The organism is Belnapia arida (assembly GCF_016773205.1).
Classification (GTDB): Bacteria; Pseudomonadota; Alphaproteobacteria; order Acetobacterales; family Acetobacteraceae; genus Belnapia; species Belnapia arida.
This window is the reverse complement of the sequence record NZ_JAETWB010000001.1, coordinates 602484-628507: the sequence shown is the minus strand read 5'-3', so window position 1 is coordinate 628507 and position 26024 is coordinate 602484. Positions and strand designations below refer to the sequence as shown.

27 protein-coding genes are annotated in these 26024 nt (G+C 72.3%); 17 read left to right on the top strand and 10 right to left on the bottom strand.

Annotated elements, in window-relative coordinates; genetic code table 11:
• The first annotated feature begins 29 nt into the window (after window positions 1–29).
• Complete coding sequence (secB, locus tag JMJ56_RS03135) at window positions 30–518, top strand: protein-export chaperone SecB (protein WP_052214631.1); 489 nt, start codon at window positions 30–32, stop codon at window positions 516–518.
• 17 nt (window positions 519–535) lie between these two features.
• Here the strand turns inward: secB and JMJ56_RS03130 are convergent, their stop codons facing one another.
• Both JMJ56_RS03130 and JMJ56_RS03125 read right to left on the bottom strand, forming a co-directional pair.
• The gene (locus JMJ56_RS03130) at window positions 536–1900 is read right to left on the bottom strand and encodes a PQQ-dependent sugar dehydrogenase (protein ID WP_202830129.1); all 1365 of its coding nucleotides are present in this window, start codon (window positions 1898–1900) and stop codon (window positions 536–538) included.
• Window positions 1900–2352, bottom strand: a complete 453-nt coding sequence (locus JMJ56_RS03125) for a DUF2231 domain-containing protein (protein WP_202830128.1) — start codon at window positions 2350–2352, stop codon at window positions 1900–1902. The genes JMJ56_RS03130 and JMJ56_RS03125 overlap by 1 nt, the downstream gene beginning before the upstream one ends.
• Window positions 2353–2540: 188 nt before the next feature.
• On the opposite strand from JMJ56_RS03125, the gene JMJ56_RS03120 reads away from it, so the two are divergent.
• From JMJ56_RS03120 to JMJ56_RS03100, 5 genes are read left to right on the top strand one after another with little or no spacing between them, the layout of a single operon-like run.
• Complete coding sequence (locus JMJ56_RS03120; RefSeq protein WP_202830127.1) at window positions 2541–3725, top strand: DegT/DnrJ/EryC1/StrS family aminotransferase; 1185 nt, start codon at window positions 2541–2543, stop codon at window positions 3723–3725.
• Window positions 3726–3734: 9 nt separating this feature from the next.
• A complete protein-coding gene (locus JMJ56_RS35200) occupies window positions 3735–4925 on the top strand; it encodes a glycosyltransferase family 4 protein (RefSeq protein WP_202830126.1) in 1191 nt (396 codons plus the stop codon).
• Complete coding sequence (locus JMJ56_RS03110) at window positions 4922–6001, top strand: UDP-N-acetyl glucosamine 2-epimerase (protein ID WP_236037397.1); 1080 nt, start codon at window positions 4922–4924, stop codon at window positions 5999–6001. Before JMJ56_RS35200 ends, JMJ56_RS03110 begins: the two co-directional genes overlap by 4 nt.
• Entirely contained in the window at window positions 5998–7137 is a 1140-nt protein-coding gene (locus tag JMJ56_RS03105) for a glycosyltransferase (RefSeq protein WP_236037483.1), read from the top strand. The genes JMJ56_RS03110 and JMJ56_RS03105 overlap by 4 nt, the downstream gene beginning before the upstream one ends.
• 7 nt (window positions 7138–7144) lie before the next feature.
• On the top strand, window positions 7145–9106 hold the full coding sequence (locus tag JMJ56_RS03100) for a polysaccharide biosynthesis protein (RefSeq protein ID WP_202830124.1): 1962 nt from the start codon (window positions 7145–7147) through the stop codon (window positions 9104–9106).
• 30 nt (window positions 9107–9136) lie between these two features.
• Here the strand turns inward: JMJ56_RS03100 and JMJ56_RS03095 are convergent, their stop codons facing one another.
• From JMJ56_RS03095 to JMJ56_RS03085, 3 genes are all read right to left on the bottom strand, one after another.
• On the bottom strand, window positions 9137–9886 hold the full coding sequence (locus tag JMJ56_RS03095) for a carbonic anhydrase (protein WP_202830123.1): 750 nt from the start codon (window positions 9884–9886) through the stop codon (window positions 9137–9139).
• A 78-nt stretch (window positions 9887–9964) separates the two neighbouring features.
• Window positions 9965–10936, bottom strand: a complete 972-nt coding sequence (locus JMJ56_RS03090) for a Gfo/Idh/MocA family protein (protein WP_202830122.1) — start codon at window positions 10934–10936, stop codon at window positions 9965–9967.
• 35 nt (window positions 10937–10971) lie between these two features.
• Window positions 10972–12534, bottom strand: coding sequence for a DHA2 family efflux MFS transporter permease subunit (locus tag JMJ56_RS03085; RefSeq protein WP_328702249.1), 1563 nt, complete (start codon window positions 12532–12534; stop codon window positions 10972–10974).
• 185 nt (window positions 12535–12719) lie between these two features.
• On the opposite strand from JMJ56_RS03085, the gene JMJ56_RS03080 reads away from it, so the two are divergent.
• Complete coding sequence (locus JMJ56_RS03080) at window positions 12720–13880, top strand: DegT/DnrJ/EryC1/StrS family aminotransferase (RefSeq protein ID WP_202830121.1); 1161 nt, start codon at window positions 12720–12722, stop codon at window positions 13878–13880.
• Between the two features lie 81 nt (window positions 13881–13961).
• Complete coding sequence (locus JMJ56_RS03075; RefSeq protein WP_202830120.1) at window positions 13962–14693, top strand: DUF1194 domain-containing protein; 732 nt, start codon at window positions 13962–13964, stop codon at window positions 14691–14693.
• A gap of 136 nt (window positions 14694–14829) precedes the next feature.
• On the opposite strand, the gene JMJ56_RS03070 is transcribed toward JMJ56_RS03075, so the two are convergent.
• The gene (locus tag JMJ56_RS03070) at window positions 14830–15252 is read right to left on the bottom strand and encodes a DUF3775 domain-containing protein (protein WP_202830119.1); all 423 of its coding nucleotides are present in this window, start codon (window positions 15250–15252) and stop codon (window positions 14830–14832) included.
• A 196-nt stretch (window positions 15253–15448) separates the two neighbouring features.
• Here JMJ56_RS03070 and JMJ56_RS03065 point away from each other — a divergent pair, with 196 nt between their 5' ends.
• The 5 genes from JMJ56_RS03065 to JMJ56_RS03045 all read left to right on the top strand — a co-directional run bounded on the left by JMJ56_RS03065 (window position 15449) and on the right by JMJ56_RS03045 (window position 17648).
• The gene (locus JMJ56_RS03065) at window positions 15449–15811 is read left to right on the top strand and encodes a hypothetical protein (protein WP_202830118.1); all 363 of its coding nucleotides are present in this window, start codon (window positions 15449–15451) and stop codon (window positions 15809–15811) included.
• Between the two features lie 25 nt (window positions 15812–15836).
• A complete protein-coding gene (locus JMJ56_RS03060; RefSeq protein WP_202830117.1) occupies window positions 15837–16568 on the top strand; it encodes an aspartate/glutamate racemase family protein in 732 nt (243 codons plus the stop codon).
• A gap of 98 nt (window positions 16569–16666) precedes the next feature.
• Complete coding sequence (locus JMJ56_RS03055) at window positions 16667–17224, top strand: hypothetical protein (RefSeq protein ID WP_202830857.1); 558 nt, start codon at window positions 16667–16669, stop codon at window positions 17222–17224.
• Window positions 17224–17397, top strand: a complete 174-nt coding sequence (locus JMJ56_RS03050; RefSeq protein ID WP_202830116.1) for a hypothetical protein — start codon at window positions 17224–17226, stop codon at window positions 17395–17397. The genes JMJ56_RS03055 and JMJ56_RS03050 overlap by 1 nt, the downstream gene beginning before the upstream one ends.
• A 47-nt stretch (window positions 17398–17444) precedes the next feature.
• Window positions 17445–17648: a hypothetical protein gene (locus JMJ56_RS03045; RefSeq protein ID WP_202830115.1), complete on the top strand. Its 204-nt coding sequence runs from the start codon at window positions 17445–17447 to the stop codon at window positions 17646–17648.
• On the opposite strand, the gene JMJ56_RS03040 is transcribed toward JMJ56_RS03045, so the two are convergent.
• The 3 genes from JMJ56_RS03040 to JMJ56_RS03030 are packed head-to-tail and all read right to left on the bottom strand — an operon-like array spanning window position 17638 to window position 19529.
• Window positions 17638–18381, bottom strand: coding sequence for an FkbM family methyltransferase (locus JMJ56_RS03040; protein ID WP_202830114.1), 744 nt, complete (start codon window positions 18379–18381; stop codon window positions 17638–17640). The genes JMJ56_RS03045 and JMJ56_RS03040 overlap by 11 nt on opposite strands.
• On the bottom strand, window positions 18378–19046 hold the full coding sequence (locus tag JMJ56_RS03035; RefSeq protein WP_202830113.1) for a glutathione S-transferase: 669 nt from the start codon (window positions 19044–19046) through the stop codon (window positions 18378–18380). The genes JMJ56_RS03040 and JMJ56_RS03035 overlap by 4 nt, the downstream gene beginning before the upstream one ends.
• A gap of 3 nt (window positions 19047–19049) precedes the next feature.
• Window positions 19050–19529, bottom strand: coding sequence for a DUF29 domain-containing protein (locus JMJ56_RS03030; protein WP_202830112.1), 480 nt, complete (start codon window positions 19527–19529; stop codon window positions 19050–19052).
• 59 nt (window positions 19530–19588) lie between these two features.
• Between JMJ56_RS03030 and JMJ56_RS03025 the strand changes: the two genes are divergently transcribed.
• Both JMJ56_RS03025 and JMJ56_RS03020 read left to right on the top strand, forming a co-directional pair.
• On the top strand, window positions 19589–20920 hold the full coding sequence (locus JMJ56_RS03025; RefSeq protein ID WP_202830111.1) for an aspartate aminotransferase family protein: 1332 nt from the start codon (window positions 19589–19591) through the stop codon (window positions 20918–20920).
• 4 nt (window positions 20921–20924) lie between these two features.
• Window positions 20925–21695 (top strand): response regulator, encoded by a 771-nt coding sequence (locus JMJ56_RS03020; protein WP_202830110.1) that lies wholly within the window; start codon window positions 20925–20927, stop codon window positions 21693–21695.
• 26 nt (window positions 21696–21721) lie between these two features.
• On the opposite strand, the gene JMJ56_RS03015 is transcribed toward JMJ56_RS03020, so the two are convergent.
• Complete coding sequence (locus JMJ56_RS03015) at window positions 21722–24652, bottom strand: ATP-binding protein (RefSeq protein WP_202830109.1); 2931 nt, start codon at window positions 24650–24652, stop codon at window positions 21722–21724.
• 148 nt (window positions 24653–24800) lie between these two features.
• Between JMJ56_RS03015 and JMJ56_RS03010 the strand changes: the two genes are divergently transcribed.
• Both JMJ56_RS03010 and JMJ56_RS03005 read left to right on the top strand, forming a co-directional pair.
• On the top strand, window positions 24801–25829 hold the full coding sequence (locus tag JMJ56_RS03010) for an alpha/beta fold hydrolase (RefSeq protein ID WP_236037396.1): 1029 nt from the start codon (window positions 24801–24803) through the stop codon (window positions 25827–25829).
• Between the two features lie 26 nt (window positions 25830–25855).
• The gene (locus JMJ56_RS03005; RefSeq protein ID WP_202830108.1) at window positions 25856–26023 is read left to right on the top strand and encodes a hypothetical protein; all 168 of its coding nucleotides are present in this window, start codon (window positions 25856–25858) and stop codon (window positions 26021–26023) included.
• The last annotated feature ends 1 nt before the right edge of the window (window position 26024 follow it).

Genomic DNA, 26024 nt, shown 5'->3' with positions numbered 1-26024 from the left:
CCCGCCCCCTCTTCGTGAAAGGCGTCCCCATGTCCGATCAGCCCCAAGGCCAGCCGAACGGCGACCCCAACCTGGCCCCGCAAGGCCCGTTGGTGCTGAACATCCAGTATACCAAGGATCTCTCCTTCGAGGTGCCGGGCGCGCCGGAGATCTTCGCTACCCTGCGCGAGCAGCCGCGCGTCGACCTCCAGCTCGATGTCCAGGCCCGGCCGGTGCAGGAAGGCGGCAATGTCTTCGAGGTCTCGCTGCAGATCCGCGCCGATGCCCAGGCCGAGGGGAAGGCCTGCTTCATCGCCGAGCTGGTCTATTGCGGCATCTTCACCGTGAATGTGCCGCCCGAGCAGCTGGAGCCGGTGCTGCTGGTCGAATGCCCGCGCCTGCTCTTTCCCTTCGCCCGCAACATCCTGGCCGATGTGACGCGCGAGGGCGGCTTCCCGCCGGTGATGCTGGCACCGATCGACTTCGTTGCCCTCTGGCAGTCCCGCCGGGCGGAGGGGCCGGTCGTCGGCAACGCCTGACCCTCGGCGGGGGGCCTTCAGCCCCCCGTCCTCGCCGTCACCCGCCAGACGGTGTCGCCCACATCATCGGCAATCAGCAGCCCGCCGCTGCGGTCGAGCGTCACGCCGACCGGGCGGCCGCGCGACTCGCCCCGGTCGTTCAGGAAGCCGGTGACGACATCCTGCGCCCGGCCGCTCGGCCGCCCGTTCTCGAAGGGCACGAACACGACCTTGTAGCCGGAAAGATCCGGACGGTTCCAGCTGCCATGCTCGCCGATGATCGCGCCGCCGGCATAGCGCGCCGGCAGGCTGCCTCCGCCACTCCCGCTGAACACCAGCCCGAGCGGCGCGACATGCGACCCGAGTGCGTAGTCGGGCGGGATGGCCCGCGCCACCAGGTCCGGACGCTGCGGCCGGACGCGGGGATCGAGGTGCTGGCCGTAATAGCTGTAGGGCCAGCCGTAGAAGCCGCCATCCTGCAGGGAGGTCAGGTAGTCCGGCACCAGATGCGGCCCGATCTCGTCGCGCTCGTTGGCGATCGCCCAGAGCCTGGAGGATTGCGGCTCGAAGGCGAGGCCGGTCGGGTTGCGCACGCCCTCGGCGAAGGGGCGATGCGCGCCGGTCGCGCGGTCGATCTCCCATACCGCGGCGCGGCCGCGTTCCGCTTCGATGCCGTGCTCGGTGATGTTGCTGTTCGAGCCGATGCCAACATAGAGCCGAGCGCCGTCCGGGCTGGCGGCGAGGGATTTCGTCCAGTGGTGGTTGATCGGCCCGCCCGGCAGCTCGGTCAGCACCCTCCCCGGCGCCGTCATGCGCGTCTCGCCCGGCGTATAGGCGTAGCGGACCAGCGCGTCGGTATTGGCGACGTAGAGATCCGTGCCGACCAGCACCACGCCGAAGGGCGAGTTCAGGTGGTCGAGGAAGATGCTCCGCACCTCCGGGGTGCCGTCGCCATTGGCGTCGCGCAGCAGGGTGATGCGGTTGCCGGGCGCGCCGCCGCTCTGCGCCGGCGTCGCGCCCTGGCTCGTGCTGGCGAAGGACTTGATGTAGTTCTGGATGATGTCCTTCGGCCGCAGCGTCGGCTCGGTGCCCGGCGCCTTGGACTCCACGACAAGCACGTCGCCGTTCGGCAGGGTGTAGACCATGCGCGGATGGGCAAGGCCGCTGGCGAAGGCCTGGATGCGCATGTCCTCCGGCACGATGGGCGCCTCGCCCGGCCTCCAACCGACGGCGCGGGCGATGTTCATCGGCGGCAGCAGGTAGTTCTGCGGCTCGGGCAGGACCGGGTTCGGCCCGATCTGCGCCTCCCGGTCGAAGCCGGGCGCGTCCTCGCCGAAGGCCGTGGCGGCGCCGGCCAGCGCCAGCGCGGCCAGGCCAGTGAGGGCCAGCGGACCGCGGCGCATCACGCCGCCACCCCGACGCGGTGCCGGTAGACGAGCGAGGCGCCGAGCCAGCCCGTGACGAACATCAGCGTGACGGTCGCCGCCGAGAGGATCAGCCCGGCCGGTACGACCGAGGTCCAGGCATCGCGGCTATGGACGAAGTTGTTGAACAGCGCGAGCACGAGCACGACCATATTGCCGAGCATGTGCGGCCAGGCCGGCCTCTGCGCCCGCACCTGCCGGTTGCCGACGAAGTCCACTAGCCCGGCCAGCGCCGCCAGCACGCCCATCGCCAGGCCGACTGCGAGCAGCCAGGCGGAGAAATTCGCCCACATCATCTCCGCCGTGCCGGCATAGGCGACGTCGGTGAGCAGCGCCCCGGTGAAGCAGACGATGGGGAAGGGCACGAGCATCGGATGGATCGGGTGGCCAGCAATCCTGGCCCGGGAGACGGGGGGAGTGTCGTCGGTCATGCGGGAACCTCGCCGGGCGGCAAGGGGCCGTCCTCGGTCCCTCTACGGGCGCGCGTCGCCAGGGTTCCTCGGGCTTCCGTGACGAAGCGGCAAACCGATGCAGGGCCGGCCCGCTGCCCGATTCGCCGGGGTTGCGCCATGTCGTTCCGTTATGCATATAGTTTGTTAACGCAACGAAAGTCCTGCCCATGCCGATCGCCGAGGCGGTGCAGCTCTCCCCGCCGGTTCACCGCCTCAGGCCCCGCGCCGAGCCGGCTGCACCAATCCTGCTCTCGCCCCCGCATCTGACGGGCGGGGAATTGCCTGCTCTCGCCGCCACCCTGCAATCCGGCTGGGTGGCGCCTGCCGGGCCCGCGCCGGCCGCCTTCGAGGCGGCGCTCGCCGAGGCCACCGGCCTGCCGCATGTGCTGGCGCTGGCCTCGGGCACGGCGGCGCTGCATCTTGGCTACCGCTGCCTGGGCCTCGGGCGGGGCGACGAGGTCTGGACCGCGACCCTCACCTATGTCGCCACCATCGCGCCCGCGGTGCAGATGGGCGCCCGCCCCCGCTTCCTTGATGTCTCGTCCGAGAGCTGGACCCTCGACCCCGACCTGCTGGAACGCGAGCTGGCGCGGGCCGCCCGCGCCGGCCGCCTGCCTCGCGCCGTCGTCCCGGTGGACCTCTTCGGCCAGAGCTGCGATCTCGATGCCATCGGCGCCCTGTGCGGCCGTTGGGGCGTGCCCGTGCTCTGCGACAGCGCGGAGTCCCTCGGCGCCACCTGCCGCGGCCGCCCGGCCGGCCAGGGCGCGCGGATGGCGGCCTTCAGCTTCAACGGCAACAAGATCGTCACGGCCGGCGGCGGTGGGGCGCTGGCCTCGGCCGATGCGGCGCTCATCGCCGAGGCGCGCGGCCTCGCCAACCAGGCGAAGCGCCCGGCGCCGCATTACGAGCATGAAACCACCGGCTATTCCTACGGCCTCTCCTCCGTGCTCGCCGCGCTCGGCCTGACCCAGCTCGGCGCGTTGGCGGATCGCGTCGCCGCCCGCCGCGCCATCTTCGAGCGCTACAGGACCTGTCTCGGCGACCTCCCCGGCATCGCCTTCATGCCCGAGCCGGCCTGGGGCCGCAGCACGCGCTGGCTGACCGCCGTGCTGCTCGACCCCGCCCTCGGCGCCCCGGGACGCGAGGCGGCGCGCGAGGCGCTGGCTGCCGCCGGCATCGAGAGTCGCCCGGTCTGGAAGCCGATGCACCTGCAGCCCGCCTTCCGTGGCGCCCCGCGCGCCGGCGGCAGCGTCGCCGCAGGCTTTTTCGAGCGCGGCCTTTGCCTGCCGTCGGGTAGCGCGATGACCGTCATCCAGCAGGACCGGGTGATCGGCGTCCTGCGCAGCCTGTAGCGGCGCTGAGTGCGCATCCTCTACCTCCACCAGCATTTCTCGACGCCCGGCGGCGCCACGGCGACGCGCAGCTTCGCCATGGCCCGGGCGCTCGCCGCGCGCGGCCATGAGGTGACGCTCGCCTGCGGCGGCTATGAGGGCGCCGAGACCGGCCTCGCCGGCCCCTTCCATCGCGGCCGCCGCGAGGGTTCGGTCGATGCCTTCCGCGTCGTCGAATTCGCCGTCCCCTGCGGCAACCGCCAGGGCCTCGGCGAGCGGGCCGGCGCCTTCCTGCGCTATGCCGGACGCGCCGCCGGGTTGGCGCTCTCCGGCCGCTTCGACCTGGCGCTGGCCAGCTCGACGCCGCTGAGCGTCGCCCTCCCCGCTTTGCTCGCGCGGCGGCTGCGCGCCCTGCCCTTCATCTTCGAGATCCGCGACCCCTGGCCCGAGCTGCCGCGGGCGATGGGCCTCGGCAGCCCCGGCCTCTGGTGGGCGATGGACCGGCTGGCCGATGCCGCCTGCCGCCAGGCGCGCGCCGTCATCGCCCTCTCCGAGGGCATGGCCGAGACCGCCCGCGCCCACGGCGCCCGGCTGGTCGAGGTGCTGCCCAATGGCTGCGACCTCCATCTCTTCGGCCCGCATGTGCCTCCCTGGCGGCCCGGATGCATCCCGCCCGATGCAGTGCTCGCCACCTATGCCGGCGCGCATGGCCCGGCCAATGGCCTGCACCAGCTGGTCGAGGCCGCCGCCCGGGTGCGGGACCCGCGCCTGCATTTACTGCTGGTCGGCGAGGGCGCGGAGAAGCGCCGCCTCCAGGCCGAAGCCGCCGGTCTGCGCAACCTCCACTTCCTCGACCCGCTGCCGAAGCTGCGCCTCGCCGGGCTGCTCGCCGGCAGCCAGATCGGCCTGCAATGCCTGGCGCCGGTCCCCGCCTTTGCCGAATGGACCGCGCCGAACAAGCTGATGGACTACCTGGCGGCGGGCCTTCCTGTCGTCGCCAACAGCCCCGGCCGCGCCGCCCGCCTGCTGGAGGACGGGCCTTGCGGCCTCGTCACCCCGCCCGGCGATGCCCCTGGCCTGGCCGCCGCGCTCGATGCGTTGGCCGCCGACCCGGCCCGCCGCGCCGCGCTCGGCCGCGCCGCCCGGCATCAGGCCGAGCAGCGCTGGGACCGCCGCCTGCTCGCCGACCGCTTCTGCACCCTGGTCGAGGCCGCCGCATGAGGGAGTTGCACCTGGTCGCCGCTGCCCGGCCCAACCTGCCGAAGCTCGCCGCCCTCTGGCACGCCCTCGCCGAGGCCCGTCTGCCCCTCCGCCCCGTCCTGCTCCACACCGGCCAGCACCATGACCCGGTCCTGTTCGGCGACCATCTGCATGGCCTCGGCCTGCCGGAGCCGGCGATCAGCCTCGGCATCGCGGGCGGCGGCCATGCCGCGCTCACCGGCCGGACCATGATGGCGGCAGAGGAGTGCTGGCAGGCCCGCCGCCCCGCCGCCGTGGTCGTCGCCGGCGATGTCGACGGCGCCCTCGCCGCGGCCCTGGCTGCCCGCAAGCTGGCCCTGCCGTTGCTCCACCTGGAGGCCGGCCTCCGCTGCGCCGATGCCGACATGCCAGAGGAGATCAACCGCCGCGCCATCGACGCCATCGCCACCCACCACTGGGCGCCCGACGAAGCCAGCGCTGCCCGCCTCGCCGCGGAGGGGCACCGCGAGGTCCGCGCCATCGGCAATGCGATGATCGACACGCTGCTACGCCAGCTTCCCGCCGCCCGCGCCCGGCCGCTGCCGCCTGACCTCGCCCCGCATGGCTATGGCGTCGTCACCCTGCACCGCGCTGCCAATGTCGACGACCGGCATGCCTTCGCGGCCCTGCTCGACGGCCTCGCCGACTCCGCCCGGCAACTGCCCCTCGCCTGGCCGATGCATCCCCGCGCCGGCGCCCGTCTCGCTGCGCATGGCCTATCCCTGCCGCCGGGCATCACGGTGCTCCCGCCACTGGCCTATCCGGATTTCCTCGCCCTGCTCGCCGGGGCCCGGCTGGTCGCCACCGATAGCGGCGGGGTGCAGGAAGAAAGCGCCGTACTCGACCTGCCCTGCCTCACCCTCCGCCCAAGCACCGAGCGGCCAGTGACGCTCGAGGCCGGCTCCAGCCGCTTGGTCCCCGCCACGGACCTTGCCGGTGCGGTCGCCACCGTCCTCGCCGGCGACTGGCCACGCGCCCGGCCGATCCCGCTCTGGGACGGCAAGGCCGGCGCCCGCATGGCCGTCCATCTCGCCGAACAGGACTGGTGCGCCGCATGATCCTGATGCTCTCCGCCGCCCATCCGCCGGACGATATCCGCGTGGTCCGCAAGGAGGCCGCGGCGCTGGCCGCGGCGGGCTGGCGGGTCCGCCACCTCGCCCCCGGCCCCGCCGATGCCCCTGATCGCATTGCCGGCGTCGCCATCGAGACCTATCGCCGCCCCCCCGGCTGGCGCGGGCGCCTGCTCAACCTGCCCCGGCTCGCCCGCCGCGCGGCGTCGAGCGGCGCCCGCATCCTGCATGCCAGCGAGCCGGATGCCTGGCTCGCCGCCCTCTGGGCCGCGCGCCGGAGCGGCGCCCGCGTCGTGCTCGACGTGCATGAGCACTACCCCTCCCGCCTCGACTCCCGCCTCCCTCGCCCCCTCCGTCCGCCGGCCCGATCCCTGCTCCGCCTCGCCTGCCGCCTTGCCGCCCGCGCCGCCGATGCGGTGGTGGTGGCGAAGGACGGGCTGGCGGAGGATTTCGCCGCCCCCCGCCGCACCGTCGCGGTGCGGAACTATGCCCTTCCCGTCACCCTCGCCCCCCGCGAGCACCGCCCCGGCCCCCTCACCCTGGCCCATGCCGGGGCAATGACCCGCAGTCGTGGCTGGCCGCAGCTGCTGGCCGCCCTCACCCTGCTGCCGCCCGACACGCGCCTCCGCCTCATCGGCCGCTTCACCGATGGGTCGGAGGGCGACTTCACCACCGAGGCCGCCCGGCTCGGCCTCACCCCCCGCATCGAATGCCTGGGCTGGCGCCCGCATGCCGAGGCGCTGGCGCTCATGGCCGAGGCCGATATCGCCCTTGTCTTGTTCCAGCCGGGCGAGCGCAACCACCAGCTCGCCCTGCCGCACAAGCTGTTCGATGCGATGCTGGCCGGCCTGCCGGTCATCGCCCCGGCCTTCGCCACCGAGGTCGCGGCGATCATCCGCGAAGCCGAATGCGGCCGGTTGGTGGAGACCGGCGACCCCGGCGCCATCGCCGCCGCCATCCGGGCACTGGCGGAGCCCGGCCTCCGCGCCCGCCTCGGCAGCGCCGGCCGCCTTGCCGCCAGCACCCGCTATGGCTGGCCGGCCGAGGCGGAGCGCCTCGTCGCCCTCTACCGGCGGCTCGCTCTCCCAACCGTCGATAGCCAAGCGGCGGCGCCCGTCCTATAGCGGCGCCATGGCTCGCCGCGCGCCGCACCGAATCCTGCTGAACCTGCTGCTCGACAGCCTGATCGCCGCCCTCGCCCTGCCGGCGGCGATGCTGCTGGCCGCGCCCAGCGCCTGGCCGCCGGAGCCAGCCGCCCTGGCATGGTGGCTGCTCGCCCTGCCCGGCGCGGCCCTGGCCCTGCTCGCCGCGGGGCTGCCGGTACGGCTGCCGCAGCAATACTGGCGCTATGCCGGCCTGCCCGACCTCATCGGCATCGCCGTTGCTGCGGCGCTCGGGGCGATGCTCTTCTCGGGCGGCCTGCACATGTTCGGCGCCTGGGTGCCGCCCAACCCGGCCTTCCCGGCGATCCATGCCCTCACCCTTGGCCTGTTGCTCGGCGCGCCCCGCGTCGCCGGGCGGCTGCATCACGGCCGGCGCGGGCCGGAGGGCGTCGGCACCGCCCAGCCGGTGCTGCTGGTCGGCGCCGGGGATGGCGCCAACCTCTTCATCCGCGGCCTCGCCCAGGAGCGGAGCCCGGGCTACCGCGTCGTCGGCATCCTCTCCATGCGCTCGCGCCAGGCGGGGCGGCGCATCCAGGGCCACCCCATCCTCGGCACGGCGGATGAGATCCCGGCCGTGCTCGACCGGATGCGCGACGAGAACCGGCTGCCCGCCCTGATCGTGCTCACCACCGCCCACGTCCAGGGCCTTGCCCTCGAGCGGCTGCTCGATGTCGCCGACCGCCATGGCGTCCCGGTCCGCCGCGCCCCCTCCATCACCAGCCTCGACCCCGCCGCGCGGCGTGCCGAGGATCCGTTGCAGGCGAAGGAGGCGGCGCCCATCCAGCTCCGCCCCGTGCTGATCGAGGACCTGCTCGACCGGCCGCAGGTGCCACTCGACCGCGAGGGCATGGCCCGCCTCATCCAGGCCCGCCGCGTTCTCGTCACCGGCGCCGGCGGCACCATCGGCGGCGAGCTGGCCCGGCAGGTGGCCGCGCTTGGCCCCTCCCAGCTCACCCTGCTCGACCATGGAGAATTCGCCCTCTACGAGATCGACTTGGAGCTCCGCGAGCGCCACCCGGACGTTCCCCGCCGCGCCGTGCTGGCCGATATCCGCGACGAGCCGCGCATGCGCCGGCTGATGGAGGAGCTTCGGCCGGAGCTGGTCTTCCACGCCGCCGCGCTCAAGCATGTCCCGATGGTCGAGAACGACCCGCTGGAGGGGCTGCAGACCAATGCCCTCGGCACCCGCATCGTCGCCGATGCCGCACGCGCCGTCGGGTGCAAGGCGATGGTCTTCATCTCCACCGACAAGGCGGTGAACCCGACCAGCGTGATGGGCGCCAGCAAGCGCCTAGCCGAGATGTACTGCCAGGCGCTCGAGCGTGAGGCCCGCGCCCAGGGCGGCATGCGCTGCGTCACCGTCCGCTTCGGCAATGTCCTCGGCTCGACCGGCTCCGTCGTGCCGCTGTTCCGCCGCCAGCTGGAGCGTGGCGGGCCGCTGACCGTGACGCATCCCGACATGCGCCGCTACTTCATGACAGTGCGCGAGGCGGTGGGCCTCGTACTCCAGGCCTCGGTCATCGGCGCCGAGGACCGCGAGGACCAGCCAAAGGAGCTGGCCGAGGGCGGCATCTTCGTCCTCGACATGGGCAAGCCGGTGAAGATCGTCGACCTCGCCCGCCGCATGATCCGCCTCGCCGGGCTGCGGCCGGAGGAGGATGTCGATATCCGCTTCACCGGCCTCCGCCCCGGCGAGAAGCTCTACGAGGAGCTGTTCCATGGCCAGGAGCCGCCCCGCCCGACCGACTTCCGCGGCCTGCTGATGGCGACGCCCCGCACCGCCGACCCGGCGCTCGTCGGCCGCGCCATCGACGAGATCGCGGCCAGCAGCCGCTCCGGCAACACGCGGGCGGCGCTGGCGCAGCTTGGGCGGCTGGTGCCCGAGTTCACCCACAATGCCGAAGGGGAGGACGCGCGAAAGGTGCAGTAGGCCTGTGCGGCGCCGGCCTTCCGAGCAGGCTCAGGCCTCCTCGAACCAGTCCACATCCCCATCGTCGAGGTCATAGCGGGCGGCGACGATCTTCAGCCGGCCCTCGCGCAGCAGCTGCTGCACCACCGGGCTTTGCGCCTTCAGACGCATTGCCACGCGCTTGGCATTCGCCACCACGGCATCGTTCAGGTCCACTTCGCCGGATGGGCGGCGGGCCGCGAGCACGGCGGGGATGATCGGCTGGATCATCTCGCCGATCACGCCGGGGAAGGTTGCGTTCCGCTGGACCACGTCCACCGCCGCGGCCACGGCGCCGCAGGCCTCGTGCCCCAGCACCACGATCAGCGGGCAGCCGAGCACGCCGACGCCGTATTCGACGCTGCCGAGCGCCGCGGTGTCGATCGTGTTGCCGGCGTTGCGGACGATGAATAACTCGCCCAAGCCGCGGCCGAACAGCAATTCGGGCGGCACCCGACTGTCGGAGCAGCCGACCAGCACGCAGAAGGGCGCCTGGCCACGCGCCAGCTCCACCCGCCGCTCGCGGCCCTGAACGCTGCGGAAGGGTGCCTCCGTACGGAACTGGTCGTTGCCGAGCTTCAGCAGGTTGAGGGCCGCGTCCGGGGTAAGGTCGGTCTTCGGCACCGGGTCGGCTGCCCGCGCAAGGCTGGGCGGCAGGACCAGGCTGGCCAGCAAAGCGCCGCCAGCCAGAACGGCGCGGCGCCCTGAGGCGGCGGGACGATGGAGCAGGCCGCCGCAGCAGCCGCAGGCATCATTGGGCATGGGCATTCCTCCAGGCCGGACGGTGTGCCCCCGGGGAACGCGCGAGCTTCGTGTTCGGCCAAGGCCGGTGCCAGGCCCTCAGGCGCGCGGACCGGCCGCCAGAATCGCCTCCACCACCTCCTGCACCTCCAGCGCCTCGCGCAGCGTTGCCAGGCTGTGCGGCTCACCCCTCGTCATCGCCGCGACCCCGGTCAACTGATCGCGCAGCACCAGCGGCCGCATCCGCTCGTTCGGCAACGCGTCCGGCGCCTGCGCCCAGGCCCCGTCCGCCCCACGCCGTTCGGCGAAGGACCAGTCGCGCAGCCGGATCGCCCCGTTCAACGTCCAGGCATTGTGGTCGTCCTTCGGCGTGGTCCCGACACCGCCGGTCAGCCGCACCGGCACCCCGCTGGCCCGTAGCCGGGCGCGGATCGCGGTCTCGGCCCCGTCGCCCGGCGGGTAGTCGGCCGCGGCTTCCTCGAGCGCGAGCGGCCCGAGCTGCCGCCTGGTGAGGAATAGGAAGTGAGAGATCACCTCGCGTGTGAAGCCGCCCTCCGCCCGCCGCGCCAGCCAGCTCGCCGCATCGCTCTGCCAGCCGCGCGGCCAGCGGGCGAAGCCGACCTCAATCTCCAGCGCCTCCGGCCGCAGCCCCTCGCGCCAGGCCGAGAGTTGCCGCACCGCCGGCGAGGAGGCCATCGGGAAGTTCACCGCTGCCCGGGCGCCCCGCGCCTCCGCCCGCGCGACGAAGCGCCGCGCCTCGGCCAGGTCCGTCGCCAGCGGCTTCTCGAGGAAAACGGCCCGCCCCGCCGCCAGCGCCGCCTCGGCCAGCGGGATATGCGCGGCCGGCGGCGCGGCGATGTAGAGGCAGTCGCAGGCCGCGATCACCGCCTCGGCCGAGGCGAGCATCGGCACCCCGCCGGGTACCGCGGCCAGGCGCCCCTGTGCCGCCTCCGCCGGGTCCCAGACCCCGGCCGGCCGCACGCTCTCCGCCGCATGGTCGAGCGCGGCGCGCAGCAGCCGCTCCCCCATGATGCCGAAGCCGATGATGCCGAGAGCGATGGGGGCGGGCATGGCGATGATCCTGGCTGTCTCGGAGGGCGCCGCCCTCATTCCGCATCGCCGAGGCTGCTGCGCAGCGTCAGTTCCGGCAGGCCGAGGACGAGCAGGAAGGCGGCCGTCATGACCACGCCGCTGAGCAGGAAGCAACCCGTCAGCGCCGAGCGGTAGGCAGCGCCGACCGCCGCCTGCTGCACGGGGCTCATCCCTGCCATCGCCTCGATGCCGTGCTGGGTCAGCCGCCCGAGATCGAGGCCGCCGCCGACCCCGGCCAGCGCCGCCGAGAGCCGCGAGGCCATGATCGTCCCCGAGGCTGCCACCCCGACCGCCCCGCCGAGCGAGCGGACGAAGGCCATCGCCCCCGTCGCCGCGCCGAGCTCGCGGTGCGCGACGGCATTCTGCACCGCCGTCGTCAGGTTGGGCATGCCCATCCCCATGCCTAACCCGAGTGCCCCCATGGAGACGAGGAAGGCCGCCGGCCCTGCCGCGATCCAGGCGAAGAGCGCGAGGCTCGCCAGCGCCGCCGCCTCCAGCGCGAGCGCGGCCAGCAGGAAGGGCTTGTTCCGGCCGAGCCGCGAGACGATCCGCCCGCCGATCACCGAGCTGAGCAGCATGCCCACGACCTGCGGCAGCACCATCATGCCCGCGACGGCCGGGCTCATCCCGAGCACGAGCTGGAAGTAGAGCGGCAGGAAGACGGTGGAGCCGAGCATGGCGAAGGTCATCATCCCGCCCACCGCGACGCCGCGGGCGAAGATCGCGTTGCGGAACAGGGCGAGGCGAATCAGCGGCTCCGGCGCCCGGAGCTCCCACCAGAGGAAGGTGCCGATCAGCGCCACCGTCCCGAGCGCCAGCGCCAGGCTGTCGAAGGATTCCCAGGGGAATTCTGTGCCGCCCCAGGCCAGCAGCAGGAGCAGGGCGGTCGTCGCCCCGGCCAGCAGCACCGTGCCGGGGTAGTCGACCTTGCGCGCCTGGCCCGCGGGCGGCGCCCGCAGGCCGACCGCGATCATCACCATGGCGAGGATGCCGATCGGCAGGTTCACGTAGAAGACCCAGCGCCAGGACAGCGCCGAGGTGATGACGCCGCCGAGCAGCGGCCCAGCGACGCTCGACAGCGCGAAGGCCCCGGTGAAGAGCCCCTGGTAGCGCGGCCGCTGCCGCGGCGAGACCACATCACCGATCACCGCCTGGGCCAGCACCAGCAGCCCGCCCGCCCCAAGCCCCTGGAGGGCACGGAAGCCGATCAGCTGCCCCATCGTCTGCGCCGCCCCGCAGAGCAGCGAGCCGACGAGGAAAAGCGAGATGGCGACGAAGAACAGCCGCCGCCTGCCATAGAGGTCGGAGAGCTTGCCGTAGAGCGGCGTCGTCGTGGTCGAGGTCAGCATGAAGGCCGTGACCACCCAGGAGAGATGCGCCATTCCCCCGAGCTCACCCACCATCCGAGGCAGGGCGGTGTTGACGATGTTCTGGTCGAGCGCCGCCAGCATCATCGCCAGCAGCGCCCCGGCAAGGACGATCCGCAGCCGCGCCGGCGGGGGCGCTACCGCGGCCGTGGGCACGGCCTCCTGCACGGTGTCCGGCAAGGCGGCTTCGGTGCGGATACGGGTGCTCACGCGTTCTCCTCGGCCCCGGCAGGCAGTCCCCGTGACGGGGGCAGGAACTAGGGGTAAGGCAGCCCGGCCCGGCCGGTTCCGCCCCTTGCTGCTGCGGGGCCGGCGTCAGCCCGTGCCGAGGTGATGTTGCGCTTCGATACGCGCCTTGATTTGTCCCGCCCGCCCGGGCGGTCTAATCCCCCGGCATGAGCACAGCCGCACCCCGCCCCATCGCCTTCTTCGACATGAAGGCCCAGCAGGCGCTGATCCGGTCCGAGATCGATGCCGGCATCGCCCGCATCCTGGACCACGGCCGCTTCATCCAGGGGCCCGAGGTCGATGCGATCGAGGCCGGGCTCGCCGAATTCTCCGGGGCGAAGCATGCCGTGGGCGTCTCCTCCGGCACGGACGCCCTGCAGATCGCCATGATGGCCGAGGGCATCGGGCCGGGCGACGCCGTCTTCCTCCCCGCCTTCACCTACACGGCGACGGCCGAGGTGCCGCTGGTGCTCGGCGCCACGCCCATCTTCGTCGATGTGGAGGAGAGCAGCTTCAACATCGACCTCGCCGACCTCGAGCGCCGGCTGGCGCTGGTGCGGAAGGAGGGGCGTCTTCGCCCCCGCGCCGTCATCGGCGTCGACCTCTACGGCCTGCCGGCCGACTGGCCAGCCATCGAGGCTCTCTGCGCGAAGCACGGCATGTTCGCCCTCGACGATGCCGCCCAGGCCTTCGGCGGCGTGCTTGGCAACCGCCGGCTCGGCACCCATGCCCATGCCACGGCGCTCAGCTTCTATCCGACCAAGACGCTCGGCTGCTACGGCGATGGCGGCGCCATTCTCACCAACGATGCCGGCCGGGCGGAGCTCTACCGCTCGCTCCGTACCCATGGCGAGGGCAAGAGCCGCTACGAGGTGCAGCGCACCGGCATGAACGGGCGGCTCGATTCCATCCAGGCCGCCATCCTGCTGGCCAAGCTCCCGCTGCTGGAGGGCGAGCTGAAGGCGCGTGCCCGGGCCGCCACCTGGTACGAGGCGCATCTCGCCGGGCGGGTCCGCACCCCGCAGGTGCCGGCAGGCACCAGCAGTGCCTGGGGCATCTACACCGTGAGCCTGCCTGACGCCGCGGCCCGCGCCCGGGTCCAGGACAGCATGAAGGCCGCCGGCATTCCCTCGGCGATCTACTACCCGAAGCCGCTGCACCACCAGCCGGCCTATGCGGGGGCCCATGCGGAAGGGATCGCGGGCGGCCCGCCGCCGCTGCCGGTCAGCGAGCGTCTTTGCGACCAGGTGCTCTCCCTGCCCATGCATCCCTACCTTACCGAGGAGGATGTGGCCCGCGTCGCCGCTGCGGTGATCGCCGGGCTGTAATCATTTTCTTGGCGGTTCGTGCTTGAACCGCCGCCCGCGGGCGCGCTTCCATGACGGTCCAGCGTCAAGGAGGCGACGGTCGTGCCGTGCTCCACTTCCTACCGGCTCGGTCGGCGTGCCCTGCTGGCCGCGACTGTCCTGGCGCCCGCCCTGGCCCGCGCCGAGGGCGAGCCGGTGGACGTGCTCCTGGTCCTCGCCGTCGATGTCTCCCGCTCGGTTGATGAGGACGAGGCCCGGCTCCAGCGCGAGGGATACCGCAACGCCGTCGCCGACCCGGCGGTGGTGGAGGCGATTCGCGGCGGCATGATGGGCGCCATCGGCCTCGCTTATGTCGAATGGGCCGGCGCCGAGTACCAGCGCCTGGTGCTGCCCTGGGCCCGGATCGCCGGCGCCGGCGATGCCCAGGGCTGGTCCGAGCGCCTGGCCGAGGCGCCCCGCGCCTCGCTTTCCTGGACCTCGATCTCCGGCGCGCTCGACTTCTCGCTCAAGGTGCTAAACGACGCCCCCTTCGAGGCGACGCGCCGGGTAATCGACGTCTCCGGCGACGGGGTGAACAACAGCGGCGGCCCGGTGGAGCTGGCGCGCGACCGGGTGGTAGCCGAGGGCATCACCATCAACGGCCTGCCCATCGTGAACGACCGCCCGACCTTCGGCCGGATGCCTCCGGTGCCGCTTGACGAGTATTACCGCGAGAATGTCATCGGCGGCCCCGGCGCCTTCGTCGTTGTCGCCGAGGATTTCCAGAGCTTCGGCAACGCCGTGAAGCGGAAGCTGATCCGCGAGATCGCCGCCCTGCCCCGCACGCCGGTCTGACCGGCATGTTCGCCTCCCGAGAGGGAGTCGTCGCAGCCGCAAGGTAGCCCGCCGGGGACAGGCTTGGGACGCTTACCGATTGCGGCGCTGGTCCCGCGCCGCCGCCGTCATTGCCAGGCGAGGCCGGGCCCGGCCCCTAGCGCTCCACATCCTCGATGGAGAGGCCGAAGGCCGCGACGCCTTCGGCCAGCAGATCGCCCAGCATGTCCATCTGCAGAAGATAAGCGCCCGCAGCCATCTGCTCGTTCCGTTCATTGGCGAGGCGCACCGCCTCCTCCCAGTCCTCCGGCCCGTAATCGCCGCGCCCGACCCAGGTCAGGGCGATCAGCGCCGCCTGCTCGTCCTGGTTCAGCCCGTCGATGAAGGCGGTGAGCGTCTCCTCGGTCATGTCGTCCGGGTCTTCCTGGAGCAACGCCGCCTCGCTGTCGTCATCCTCCGACAGCTGCTCCGGGTCGGCCTCCTCGGTGCCCTGCAAGGCCCGCGCGTGGTCTACCACCGTGGCCACGGTTTCCAGGCTGATGCCCAGATCGACCTCGTCATCGTCAGTCGGAGGTGCCATCGCCCATCGGTCCCCTTGCCGCCTGTCGCGGACAACATGGCCGCGACGGACCCGATAAGAGCCGGGACCGGCATCGGTTCCCTGGTCAATTATGACCGGACTACACCGATACGGGATGGAACAGGGAAGAGATATCGACGTTCCGGAGATATGGCCGCCGTCGTTGAGACGGGTCAGCAATGGGAGCCCCCAACCCATGGATCTTAAACGCCTTGCTATGCTGCGAAAGGCCCTCCCCCTGGCCGTTCTCGCCGCCGGCTTCGCCTTTCCCAGCCCCGGCCGCGCCGCGCCGCCGGAGATAGCTGCCCCCTCCCTGGTCTCGCCAGGCCTCGGCTGCGGTGCCTCGCCAAGCTCGACGGCCCTGCTCGGCCGTGTGGCAGTGCAGCGGCAACGCCAGCATCCTCCGCGGCGGCACCGGCGCCATCAGGCCGAGGCGGCCCCGGCGGCAGAGCCTGCGGCTGGCCTCGCCCATGCATTCTACACCTGCGCCGCCATGCCACTGACCGCCATGCCTGTCGGCACCGGCTGGCTTGCCGTGGGGCCAGTGCGTCGTAGCTGATGGGGATGCGGGTTATGCTTCCCGCATGACCCGCATCCTGATCGTCAACAGCAACACAACCGAGAGCGTCACGGAACGAATAGCAACCGCGGCTCGGGCGGTGGCGCCGCTCGGTACCGGAATCGAAGCCGTCTCCGCCCCCTTCGGCCTGCCGCTTATCGTCACGCGGGCGGATTGGCTCTTGGCCGGCCCGGCAACCGTCGCTGCCCTGGCCGCCCGGCGGGGACAGTACGACGCGGCGATCATTGCCTGCTTCGGCGATCCCGGCCTCGACGCGGCGAAGGAGTTGCTCGATGTCCCAGTCATCGGCATTTCCGAAGCTGCCTTCCACGCCGCCGCCATGCTCGGCCGCCGCTTCGGCGTGGTGAGCTTCACCGCCGCCCTACGCCCGATGTTCGAGGATTGCCTGGACCATCACGGCCTTCGCAGCCGTTGCTGCGGCTTCCGCATGGGCCCGCCCTTTGCCGGCGATCCCGGCCGCGTGGCGGAGGAGCGCCGCGACCTCCTCCTCGACCTCTGCCGCCAGGCGGTGGAGCAAGACGGCGCCGAGGTGCTGATCCTCGCCGGCGGGCCGCTGGCCGGGCTCGCCCCCGCGCTGCAACCGCATGTGACGGTGCCGCTGGTCGACGGGACCCAGGCCGCGACGCGCCTCGCCGTGGCGCTGGCCGGACTGGCGCCCCTCGGCGGCAGGCGCCGCCCGCGCGCGCTCGCCGGCTATGACGCTGCGCTCACCCGGCTCTATGAAAGCGGGGCGTGATGGTGCTCCACCTCCTGCTCGACTGGGGCAGCGTCGGCGCCTTCCAACTTTTCGGCGGCACCTGGCTCGGCAGCCTGGCCAATCCCTGACTTGCGGCGCTGCTCTTCGCCTGGCTGCTCGGCGTCATCATCTGGCTCGCCTTCGGCGTGGTGCATGAAGCGGAGGAGCTGGCGCATCGCCTCAGCGAGCCCTACGGCACGCTGATCCTGACGCTTGCCATCGTCATCATCGAGGTGGCGCTGATCGCCGCGGTGATGCTCGGCGCGCAGGAGGCGCCGACGCTCGGCCGCGACACCATGTTCGCCGTGCCGATGATTGTGCTGAACGGCGTGGTCGGGCTCGGCCTGCTGCTTGGCGGCCAGCGGCACCTGGAGCAGAGCCACAACCTACGCGGCGCCGCGGCCTATCTCTTGGTCATCATCCCGCTCACCATCATCGCTCTGGTGCTGCCGAACTTCACCACCTCGACAAGCGACGGTTCGCTGAGCCCGTTCCAGGCCGGCTTCTTCTCGCTCTTCACCCTGATGCTCCACGGTATCTTCATCGCGCTGCAGACCGGCGGCACCGCGGCCATTTCATGGATCCAGAGGAGACGGTGGAGGAGGCATCGCCGGTTCCGGAGCCGCAAGGCGGCGTCTGGTCGCATGTCGTGCTGATGCTGGCGAACATCCTGCTAATCGTCATCCTGTCGAAGAGCATCGCCAAGCTGCTCGACCATGGCATCGCCTTGCTCGGTGCTCCGCCGGCGCTGGGCGGCGTGCTCATCGCCACGGTGGTCTTCACGCCGGAGGGCATCTCGCGCTGCGCGCCATCGCCGCCAACCTGCTGACCCGCGCGGTCAACCTCTGCCTCGGCGCCGCTACCTCGACCCTTGGGATGATCGTGCCGGCGGTGCTGGTGATCGGCCTCGCCACCGGCCAGCGCGTGGTGCTCGGCCTGGCGCCGACGGGCATGGTGCTGCTGATGACGACGCTGATCCTCTCGGCCCTCACCTTCTCCCGCCCGCGGACGACGACGCACACGGGCGCGGTGCACCTGACGCTCTTCGCCATCTTTCTCGTCCTCATCTTCAATCCATGAGGCGCGCGGGCTCGAGGCTGGCATAGACGTCGCCGCTGTTGGCCTCGGCCGGCAGGCTGCGGAGCCAGTCGCCAATCGCCTCCGCCGCGATGGGCACCGCATGGGCGAAGCGCATGCCCTCACCGAGGCAGGCATTGAACCGCCGGTAGCCGAGCGCCGCCAGCCGCGCGAGGCAGTCCAGCGCCACGCCACGTTGGATGGTGGTGAATTCGAAGGAGAGGCTGCGCGGCGCGACGGAGAGCCCGGACAGCGCCGCCGCCTCATAGCCCTCCACGTCGATCTTGACGAAATCCGGCCGGCCATGTGCAGCGACGAGCGCATCGAGCGTCGTCACCGGCAGGCGGAGCGCCGCATCCCAGCGCTGGCCTTCCCAACCCGGCGCGCCATCGGCGGCGGCGATGAACGCCTCGCTCGCCGTGGCGACGGTCGGGTTGGCGCGGTTGAGCCGCAGCACCGCCTCGCCCTCCTCCGCCCCGACCAGCGCCGCGACGCGGGTGACGCCCGCATCCCGCCCGAAGAGCAGCCGGAGCAGCCGGGCAAGACGCGGTTGCGGCTCCACCGCGACGGCGCGCGCGCCGATCCGCCGGAAGCTCGCCACCCGGTCGCCGACATGGGCGCCGATATCGAAGCCCAGGTCACCCGGCCCGAGGAATCGCCGATGGAAGCCGTCGAGCGCCGCCGCTCGTCCCGGCGCGTAGTAGATGCGGAGGCTCCGCCTGATCGGCGTGGTCATGCACCCGGCGCGTGCGCCGGGTTCTCGTACTTGTCGAGCCGCCAGGCCTCCGGCTCGGCCGCCGCCTCCGCATACCAGCGCTCCATCAGCGGATGCGCCCTGACCGCCTCGACATAGTCCCAGGCCTCCGCCCGGATCTCCGGCCGCCAGGTGATGAAGCGCGTCACCACCGGCGCATACATCGCATCCACCAAGCCGAAGGCCGCCCCACCGAGGAAGGGGCCACCGCAGAGCGCCCGCGCCTCGCGCCAGACCGCCTCGATCCGCGCGATATCGGCCAGCGCCTCAGCTGTCCGCCCGCCGCCCGCGAAGTCGCGGCCGAGGTTCATCGGCATCGCCTGCCGCACCCCGCGGAAGCCGGCATGCATCTCGGCGGCGATGGCGCGCATATGCGCCCTGAGCACCCGGTCCTCCGGCCAGAGCCCCGGCGCCTGCTCGGCGCAGTACTCCGCGATGGCGATGCTCTCCCAGACCTTCGCCTCGCGATGCTCCAGATAGGGCACGAGGCCGGTCGGCGTCGCCGCCTGGATCGCGGCCGAGGGTGCCGCCTCGAGGGCGATCAGCACCTCTTCCACATCCAGTCCGGCGAGCTGCACGGCGAGCCAGCCGCGCAGGCTCCAGGAGGAATAGCGCTTGCTGCCGATGACGAGGCGGCCTTCGGGCATGGGTCAGTCCTTCGGGGTCAGGCGGGCGAGAAGCGCGTCGAGCGGCATGGCCTCGTCCAGCAATTCGTCGAGGGTGAAGGGGCAGGCCTCCGGCGAGGCGGGCAACGGATGGCCGAGCTTCTCTGCGGCCGCGGCGCGGGCCACCTGCCATTCGCCCTCCAGCTCCGGCGCCACCAGCCGCCGCATCGAATGCTGGTAGGGACGGATGGCGCCGCGCCGGAAGGTGACGATCTCGCCTCGCCAATGCCGCACCGCCAGGTCGTCCGGCATCGCCGCCACCAACAGAAGATGCTTCAGCATCTGGTGCAGGTGGCTCCGCACCTCGTCGACCTGCTCGCTGCCCAAATCCTCCACCTCCTCGATCAGGTTGGGCAGGTCGAGCCCTTCCAACAGGTTCGGCCGCGCCGCCGCCAGCCGGCGCAGCGCCGCCGCCTGTTCCCGGGTCCAGGTGAAGAAATCCCGGTCGTGCAGGCTTCCATCCATGGCTTCCGCTCCTCTCGCCCCGAGCCTAGCATAGGAGAGCCGTGCCCGGAGCCCGCCTGATGAACGAGATCAACGTGCCGCGTCCCAACAATCTGGACGCCTATTGGATGCCCTTCTCGGACAACCGCTACTTCAAGTCGAACCCGCGCCTGCTCGCCCGGGCCGAGGGCATGTTCTACACGACGGCCGACGGGCAGGAGATCCTCGACGGCACCGCCGGGCTCTGGTGCTGCAATGCCGGCCATGGCCGCCGCGAGATCAAGGAGGCGATCCAGCAGCAGGCCGCCATCCTCGACTACGCGCCGACTTTCCAGCTCGGCCACCCCATCGCCTTCGAGGCCGCCGCCCGCATTGCGGAACTCACCCCGGACGGCATGGACCGCGTCTTCTTCACCAACAGCGGCTCGGAGAGCGCCGACACCGCCCTCAAAATCGCCCTCGCCTACCACAAGGCCCGCGGCGAGAGCAGCCGCGTGCGGCTGATCGGGCGGGAGCGCGGCTACCATGGCGTCGGCTTCGGCGGCATGTCGGTCGGCGGCATCGGCGGCAACCGCAAGCAGTTCGGCGCCCTGCTGCCTTACGTGGACCACCTGCCGCATACCCACGGCATCGAGTCCAACCTCTTCGCCCGCGGCCTGCCCGAGCATGGTGTGGAGCGGGCCGATGCACTGGAGGCCCTGGTTGCCCTGCACGGCGCCGAGACCATTGCGGCGGTGATGGTCGAGCCCGTCGCCGGTTCCACCGGCGTGCTGGTCCCGCCCAAGGGCTACCTGGAACGCCTCCGCGCCATCTGCGACAAGCATGGCATCCTGCTGATCTTCGACGAGGTCATCACCGGCTTCGGCCGTATCGGCACCAATTTCGGCAGCGAGCGGCTGGGCGTCACGCCGGACATCATCACCATGGCGAAGGGCCTCACCAACGCCGCCGTGCCGATGGGTGCCGTCGCGGTGAAGAACGGCATCTACGACACGGTGGTCGATGGCGCTGCCGCCGGGATCGAGCTCTTCCACGGCTACACCTATTCGGGCCACCCGCTGGCCGCCGCCGCCGCCATCGCCACGATGGAGCTGCACCGCGCCGAGGACCTGCCCGGCCGGGCGCGCGCCATCGAGCCGCTCTGGCAGGAGGCGACGCACAGCCTCAAGGGCCTGCCGAACGTCACCGACATCCGCGATTTCGGCCTGATCGCCGGCATCGAGCTGGCGCCGCGCCCGGGCAAGCCGGGGGCGCGCGGCACGGACGTCTTCCGCCGGTGCTTCGATGCCGGCGTGCTGGTGCGCGTCACCGGCGACATCATCGCCCTCTCGCCCCCGCTCATCATCGAGCAGCCGCATATCGACCGCCTCTACGGCACGCTGGCGGATGCGATCCGCGCCGAGGCCGCCTGACGCCATGGCGGCCGGTCCGGGCTTCCCCGTCCTCTCGGCCGCGGTCCTGGTCGATTTCGGCCGGGCACGGGCAGGCGACCCACGCATCCGGCCGCTCACCATCCTGCTTGCCGGTACCGCCGCGGCCGACACCGCCCAGCTCCGCGAGGGGTTGAGGGCAGCCGGGCATCGCTGCCTGCTGGCCGCCGACTGGGAGGAGGCGATCGGGATCGTCAGCCGCATCCCGATCGACATCATGGTGCAGGACCTGGCCTGCCCCGGCGCCCGCCGCCTGGAGGCGGTGAAGCGCCTGCGCGGCTGGCCGCCGCCCATTTCCCGCCTGCTGGTCGTCGCCCTGGCCGGCGAGCGGGAGCCGCGTCTGGAAGCTGCCTGCCTAGAGGCGGGCTTCGACGCCATGATCTCCCGTCCCGTCCATGCCGAGGTGCTGGAGGCCGCGCTCCGCCGCCTGGTGGTCGCCCACAGCCCGGCCGAGCCGCTGGATGCCGCCCGCCGCGCCGCCCTGCTGGAGGAGTTCGGCCTGGAGGCCTGCCGCGCCCGGGACGAAGCCGCACTGGACGCAGCCGCCGCCAGCATCGCCGATATCCGCAGCCTGCCCGCCCTGCCCGATGTCCAGGCCGCCGCGGCCCGGGCGGCGGAGGCCTTCGCCTCGGTCGGCGCCATCGCCGCCGCCGCCGCCGCCCGCGCCATCGAGGCGGAGCCGGATCGCCGCCCGGTGCTGTTGCAACCTCTCGTCTCCGCCGCCGTCGCGGCCAAGATGGCCCTCCGGCGCGGCTGAGTCCGCAGGGTGGGCCGCGCCCTGCCTCACATGGCCCGGGCCAGCGGCCCGCCGAGACCGTCCAGCTTGCCGTCATCGCCCTGCGCCGGACAGCGCTCGAGCAGCGTCCTCGCCGCCTGCACATCCGCCGTCCCGAGGCCTTCGGTGAAGCCGGCATGGACCGGCGTGAGCAGCAGGCGCGCCTCGCGCGGCCGGCCCTGCCGAAGCCGAAGGCGGGCGAGGCTCAGCGCGGCCCGGAGCCGCCAGAAGGGCGCACCTTGCTGCGCCGCCAGCGTCATCGCCGCCTCGAAGCAGGCCTCGCCGGGGACGGTCGGATTGTCGGGGGAGCGCAGCAGCAACTCGCCCTTGAGGCGCAGCAGCTCGGGGATGTGCCACCGCACACCGCTGCGCTCCGCCCGCTTTAGCGCTTCCTCGATGATCGCGGCGGCACCCGCGGCATCGCCGGTGGCCGCCAGGCCCTCCGCCAAGTCCGGGACGAAGCCCGAATAGTGCAGCGACTGCTGCGCCGCGCCGAAGGAGCCGATGGCCGCGCTCAGCAGGGCGGTGCCTCGCGCCGCCTCGCCGCGCCGGATCAGCAGCTTGGCCTCGAGGCACCGCGCCATGCCGAGCCAGAAGGAGAAGCTATGCCGCCCGGCGATCTCGGCCAGCATCGCCAGGTATCGTTGGGCTGCATCGAAATCGCCGACCATCATCGCTATCGGGCAGGCCGCCTCGCCGATCGCCAGGCATTCCGACATGGGATGATCCTGCGCACGCGCCTCGCAGATGTTCCGTTCCGCCAGGGTCCGCGACCGGTCGAGATGGCCCTGAAGCCACAATACCCGTGCCAGCCGCGCCTTGACGAGAACCGGCCCGTCATAGTGCAGCCAGGTCAGGTGCCGCTGCCCGCAGGGGCCGGCATAGTGCCGGAGGTAGCGGTGGTAGCGGCGCCGCGCCTCCGGCTGGCCGCCGGCATAATGCAGGGTCGTTCCCATCATGCGGTCGGCCATCAGGACATCCGCCGGGTCCCCCTTACGCTGCGCCAGTTCCGCGAAGCGTTCGGCGAAGGCCTGCGCATCCCGGTGCTCGCTGTTGTTGAATTTGTAGATGAAGGTCGCCCAGAGCGCCTGCAACAGCGTGTCGGCACCGCCATCCCCCGTGGCGAGCCCCGAGGCAAGCTCCACCGCCCTGGCCAGGATCGCACCCGTCCGCTTGACCTGGTCCGTCGTGTAGACGAGGGCGAGTCCCAATGTGATCCGCAATTGCGCCTCGAGCCGCGCGTCCAGCCCGGCCCCGGCGAGATGCGCCAGCGCCCGCTCGGCGCGGTCGCGGCACTCGGCCATGGAGGAAGCCCGGAACAGGTAGGGCATGTAGGCCGCCGACAGTGCAACGCCCATCGCAGCATCGCCCGTGCCGGAGAAGGCCCAGTCGAGCGCGGCGCGGACATTGTCGAGCTCGCGGCCATAGGTCGCCGCGCTCTCCACCGTCGAGGGCAACTGCCGCGCGGCATCGCCCGGCACGAAGAGGTCGCGGAGGAATTCCGCATGGCGCCGCGCCGCCGCCGCCTCCTCCCCGCTTTCGGCGAGCCGCTCCAGCGCGTAGGCCCGCACCGTCTCCAGCAGGCGCCAGCGCGTGGCGGGCCCAGCCTCCTCCAGCACGACGAGCGCCTTGCCGACGAGGTTGCCAAGGTCTCCGAGGACGGCGGCAGCGTCCGGATCGCCTTCCCGCTCGCCGGCGACGGCCCGCGCCGCAGCAAGGCCGAACCCGCCCGCCATCACGCCGAGGCGGCGGAGTAGTTGGCGCTCGGCCTCCGGCAGAAGCCGGTAGCTCCAGTCGAGCGTCGCACGCAGCGTCTGCTGCCGCGGCAAGGCGGTCCGCAGCCCGCCGGTCAGCAGCTCGAAGCGGTTATCGAGCCCGAGCAGGACCTGCTCGAGGCCAAGCGTTCCGGCCCGGGCCGCAGCGAATTCGATGGCCAGCGGCACGCCGTCGAGCCGGCGGCAGATGGCGGCGACGGCCGGCAGGTCGCCGTCCTGCGGCAGGAAGCTGGCGCCGGAGGAGCGCATGCGCTCGACGAACAGGCCGACCGCCCCGTGCCCGGCGATGCGCCCCGGCTCCTGCAGCCCTGGCGGCGGCACGTCGAGCGGCGGAACCCGGTACACCCTCTCCCCGCCAAGGCGAAGCGCCTCCCGGCTCGTCGCCAGGACGCGCAGGTTCGGGCAGATGCGGAGGATGGCCTCCACCATCTCCGCCGCCGCATGGATGACGTGCTCGCAATTGTCGAGCACCAGCAGGAGCCTGCGGTCGCCGATCGCCCGGGCGATGGTCGCCGCCACCGGGGCGGCCGCGCCGAGCCGCAGCCCGGCCGCCGTGGCGACGGCCGAAGGCACAAGCCCCGGGTCCGACAGCGGGGCAAGCTCGGCCAGCCGGACCTCGTCCTGCGATTCCGACTGCATCCGCCGCGCGACCTCGACCGCCAACCGCGTCTTGCCGATTCCGCCCAGGCCGGCGAGGGTGACCAAGCGGTGCTCGCGCAGCATCCCGCCGACCTGCGCGATGGCGATGTCGCGGCCGATCATGCCGCAGAGCGGCAGCGGCAGGCTGCCGGCCGCGGCCGGCGCCGGGGCGGCGTCGTGGCGCAGGCCGGGGCCGCGCATCGTCCAGGTGCCGAGCAACCGGTAGCCCCGCCCATAGGCCGTCTTCAGCAGCGCCCGGTCCGGCCCGAGCGCCCTGCGGAGGGCCGAGACATGCACCTCCAACGTGTTTTCCTCGACCACCGCGCCCGGCCAGATGCGGCGCATGAGCTCGTCCTTGGTAGCGAGCGCCCCAGGCGCGTCGAGCAGGGCCGCGAGGATGGCGAAGGCGCGGTCGCCGAGCGCGACCGGGGCGCCGAGCACGCGAAGCTCCCGCCGTCCCAGGTCGGCCTCGACCCGGCCACATGCCAACACAACCGGCTTCTCCGACACGTCCTCGATCCGCATCAGCTTCCGTCAGGATTGTCAGACACCCGGCGCCCGGGCAACGCAGCCCGCCGACGGCGCCGCATCTTCAGTTTTGTTCAGCTTTGCAGCAAGGATTTCGGCCGACGCCGCCCCTAGCCTCCCCCGTATCCAGCGAATGGAGGACAGGATGAGCAGGCAGGACGCGGATGCGGGGCCGCACAGGTCAGATTCATGGGGCGCCGGACAGGGGCGCCGGGCGATGCTTCTCGCCGGCGCCACCGTCGCGGCCGGCCTCGCCATGCCGGACGAGGCGGCGGCCCAGGCCCGGCCGGCGGCGGGCGGCGGCATGCCGGTCACGCACTACCGCACCGCATCGATCGATGGCGTCGAGGTCTTCTACCGCGAGGCTGGGCCCGCCGATGCGCCGGTCGTGCTGCTGCTGCACGGCTTCCCCACCTCCTCGCACATGTTCCGCAACCTCATCCCCGCCCTCGCGGACCGCTGGCGCGTCATCGCGCCGGACTATCCGGGCTACGGGCAGAGCGGCATGCCGGACCGCGGGCGCTTCGTCTACACCTTCGACCGCTTTGGCGAGATCGTCGGCGGCCTGCTCGACCGCCTCGGCGTGCGGCGCTGCGTGATGTACGTAATGGATTACGGCGCGCCCGTCGGCTGGCGCCTCGCCCTCGCCCGGCCCGACCGCGTCGCCGGGCTGATCGTGCAGAACGGCAATGCCTATGACGAGGGGCTGCGCGAGTTCTGGGACCCGATCAAGGCCTACTGGGCCGACGGGTCGGTTGAGCGCCGCAACGCGCTGCGCGGCCTGGTCACGCTCGAGACGACGAAGTTCCAGTACACCGACGGCGTGCGCGACCTGTCCCGCATCTCGCCCGACAACTGGGTGCACGACCAGGCGCTGCTGGACCGGCCCGGCAATGCCGACATCCAGCTCGACCTCCTCTACGACTACCGCACCAACCTGCCGCTCTACCCGAAGGTCCAGGCCTGGTTCCGCGAGCGCCGGCCGCCGACGCTCATCATGTGGGGCGGAAACGACAAAATCTTCCCGGCCGAAGGGGCGCATCCCTACCGCCGCGATCTGCCGGATGCCGAGGTGCACCTGCTCGACACCGGCCATTTCGCCCTGGAGGACAAGCTCGATGTCATGGTTCCGCTCATCCGCAACTTCCTCGCGCACAAGGCCGCACCGCGCTGAGGCCGGAGCCTGACGGAGCGCGGGCCATGCGGCAGCGGCAGCCGATCCTGCGGCGTATAGCCTGCGGCCTCGTGCTCGCCGCAGGCCTGGCGACGACAGCGGCGACCAGGGAGCAAGACATGACCGAAGCCGGGCAGCTCGACAGCGCCCATTCCTTCGCCGAGATCATGCAGCGGCTGCGCGCCGCCCTCTAGG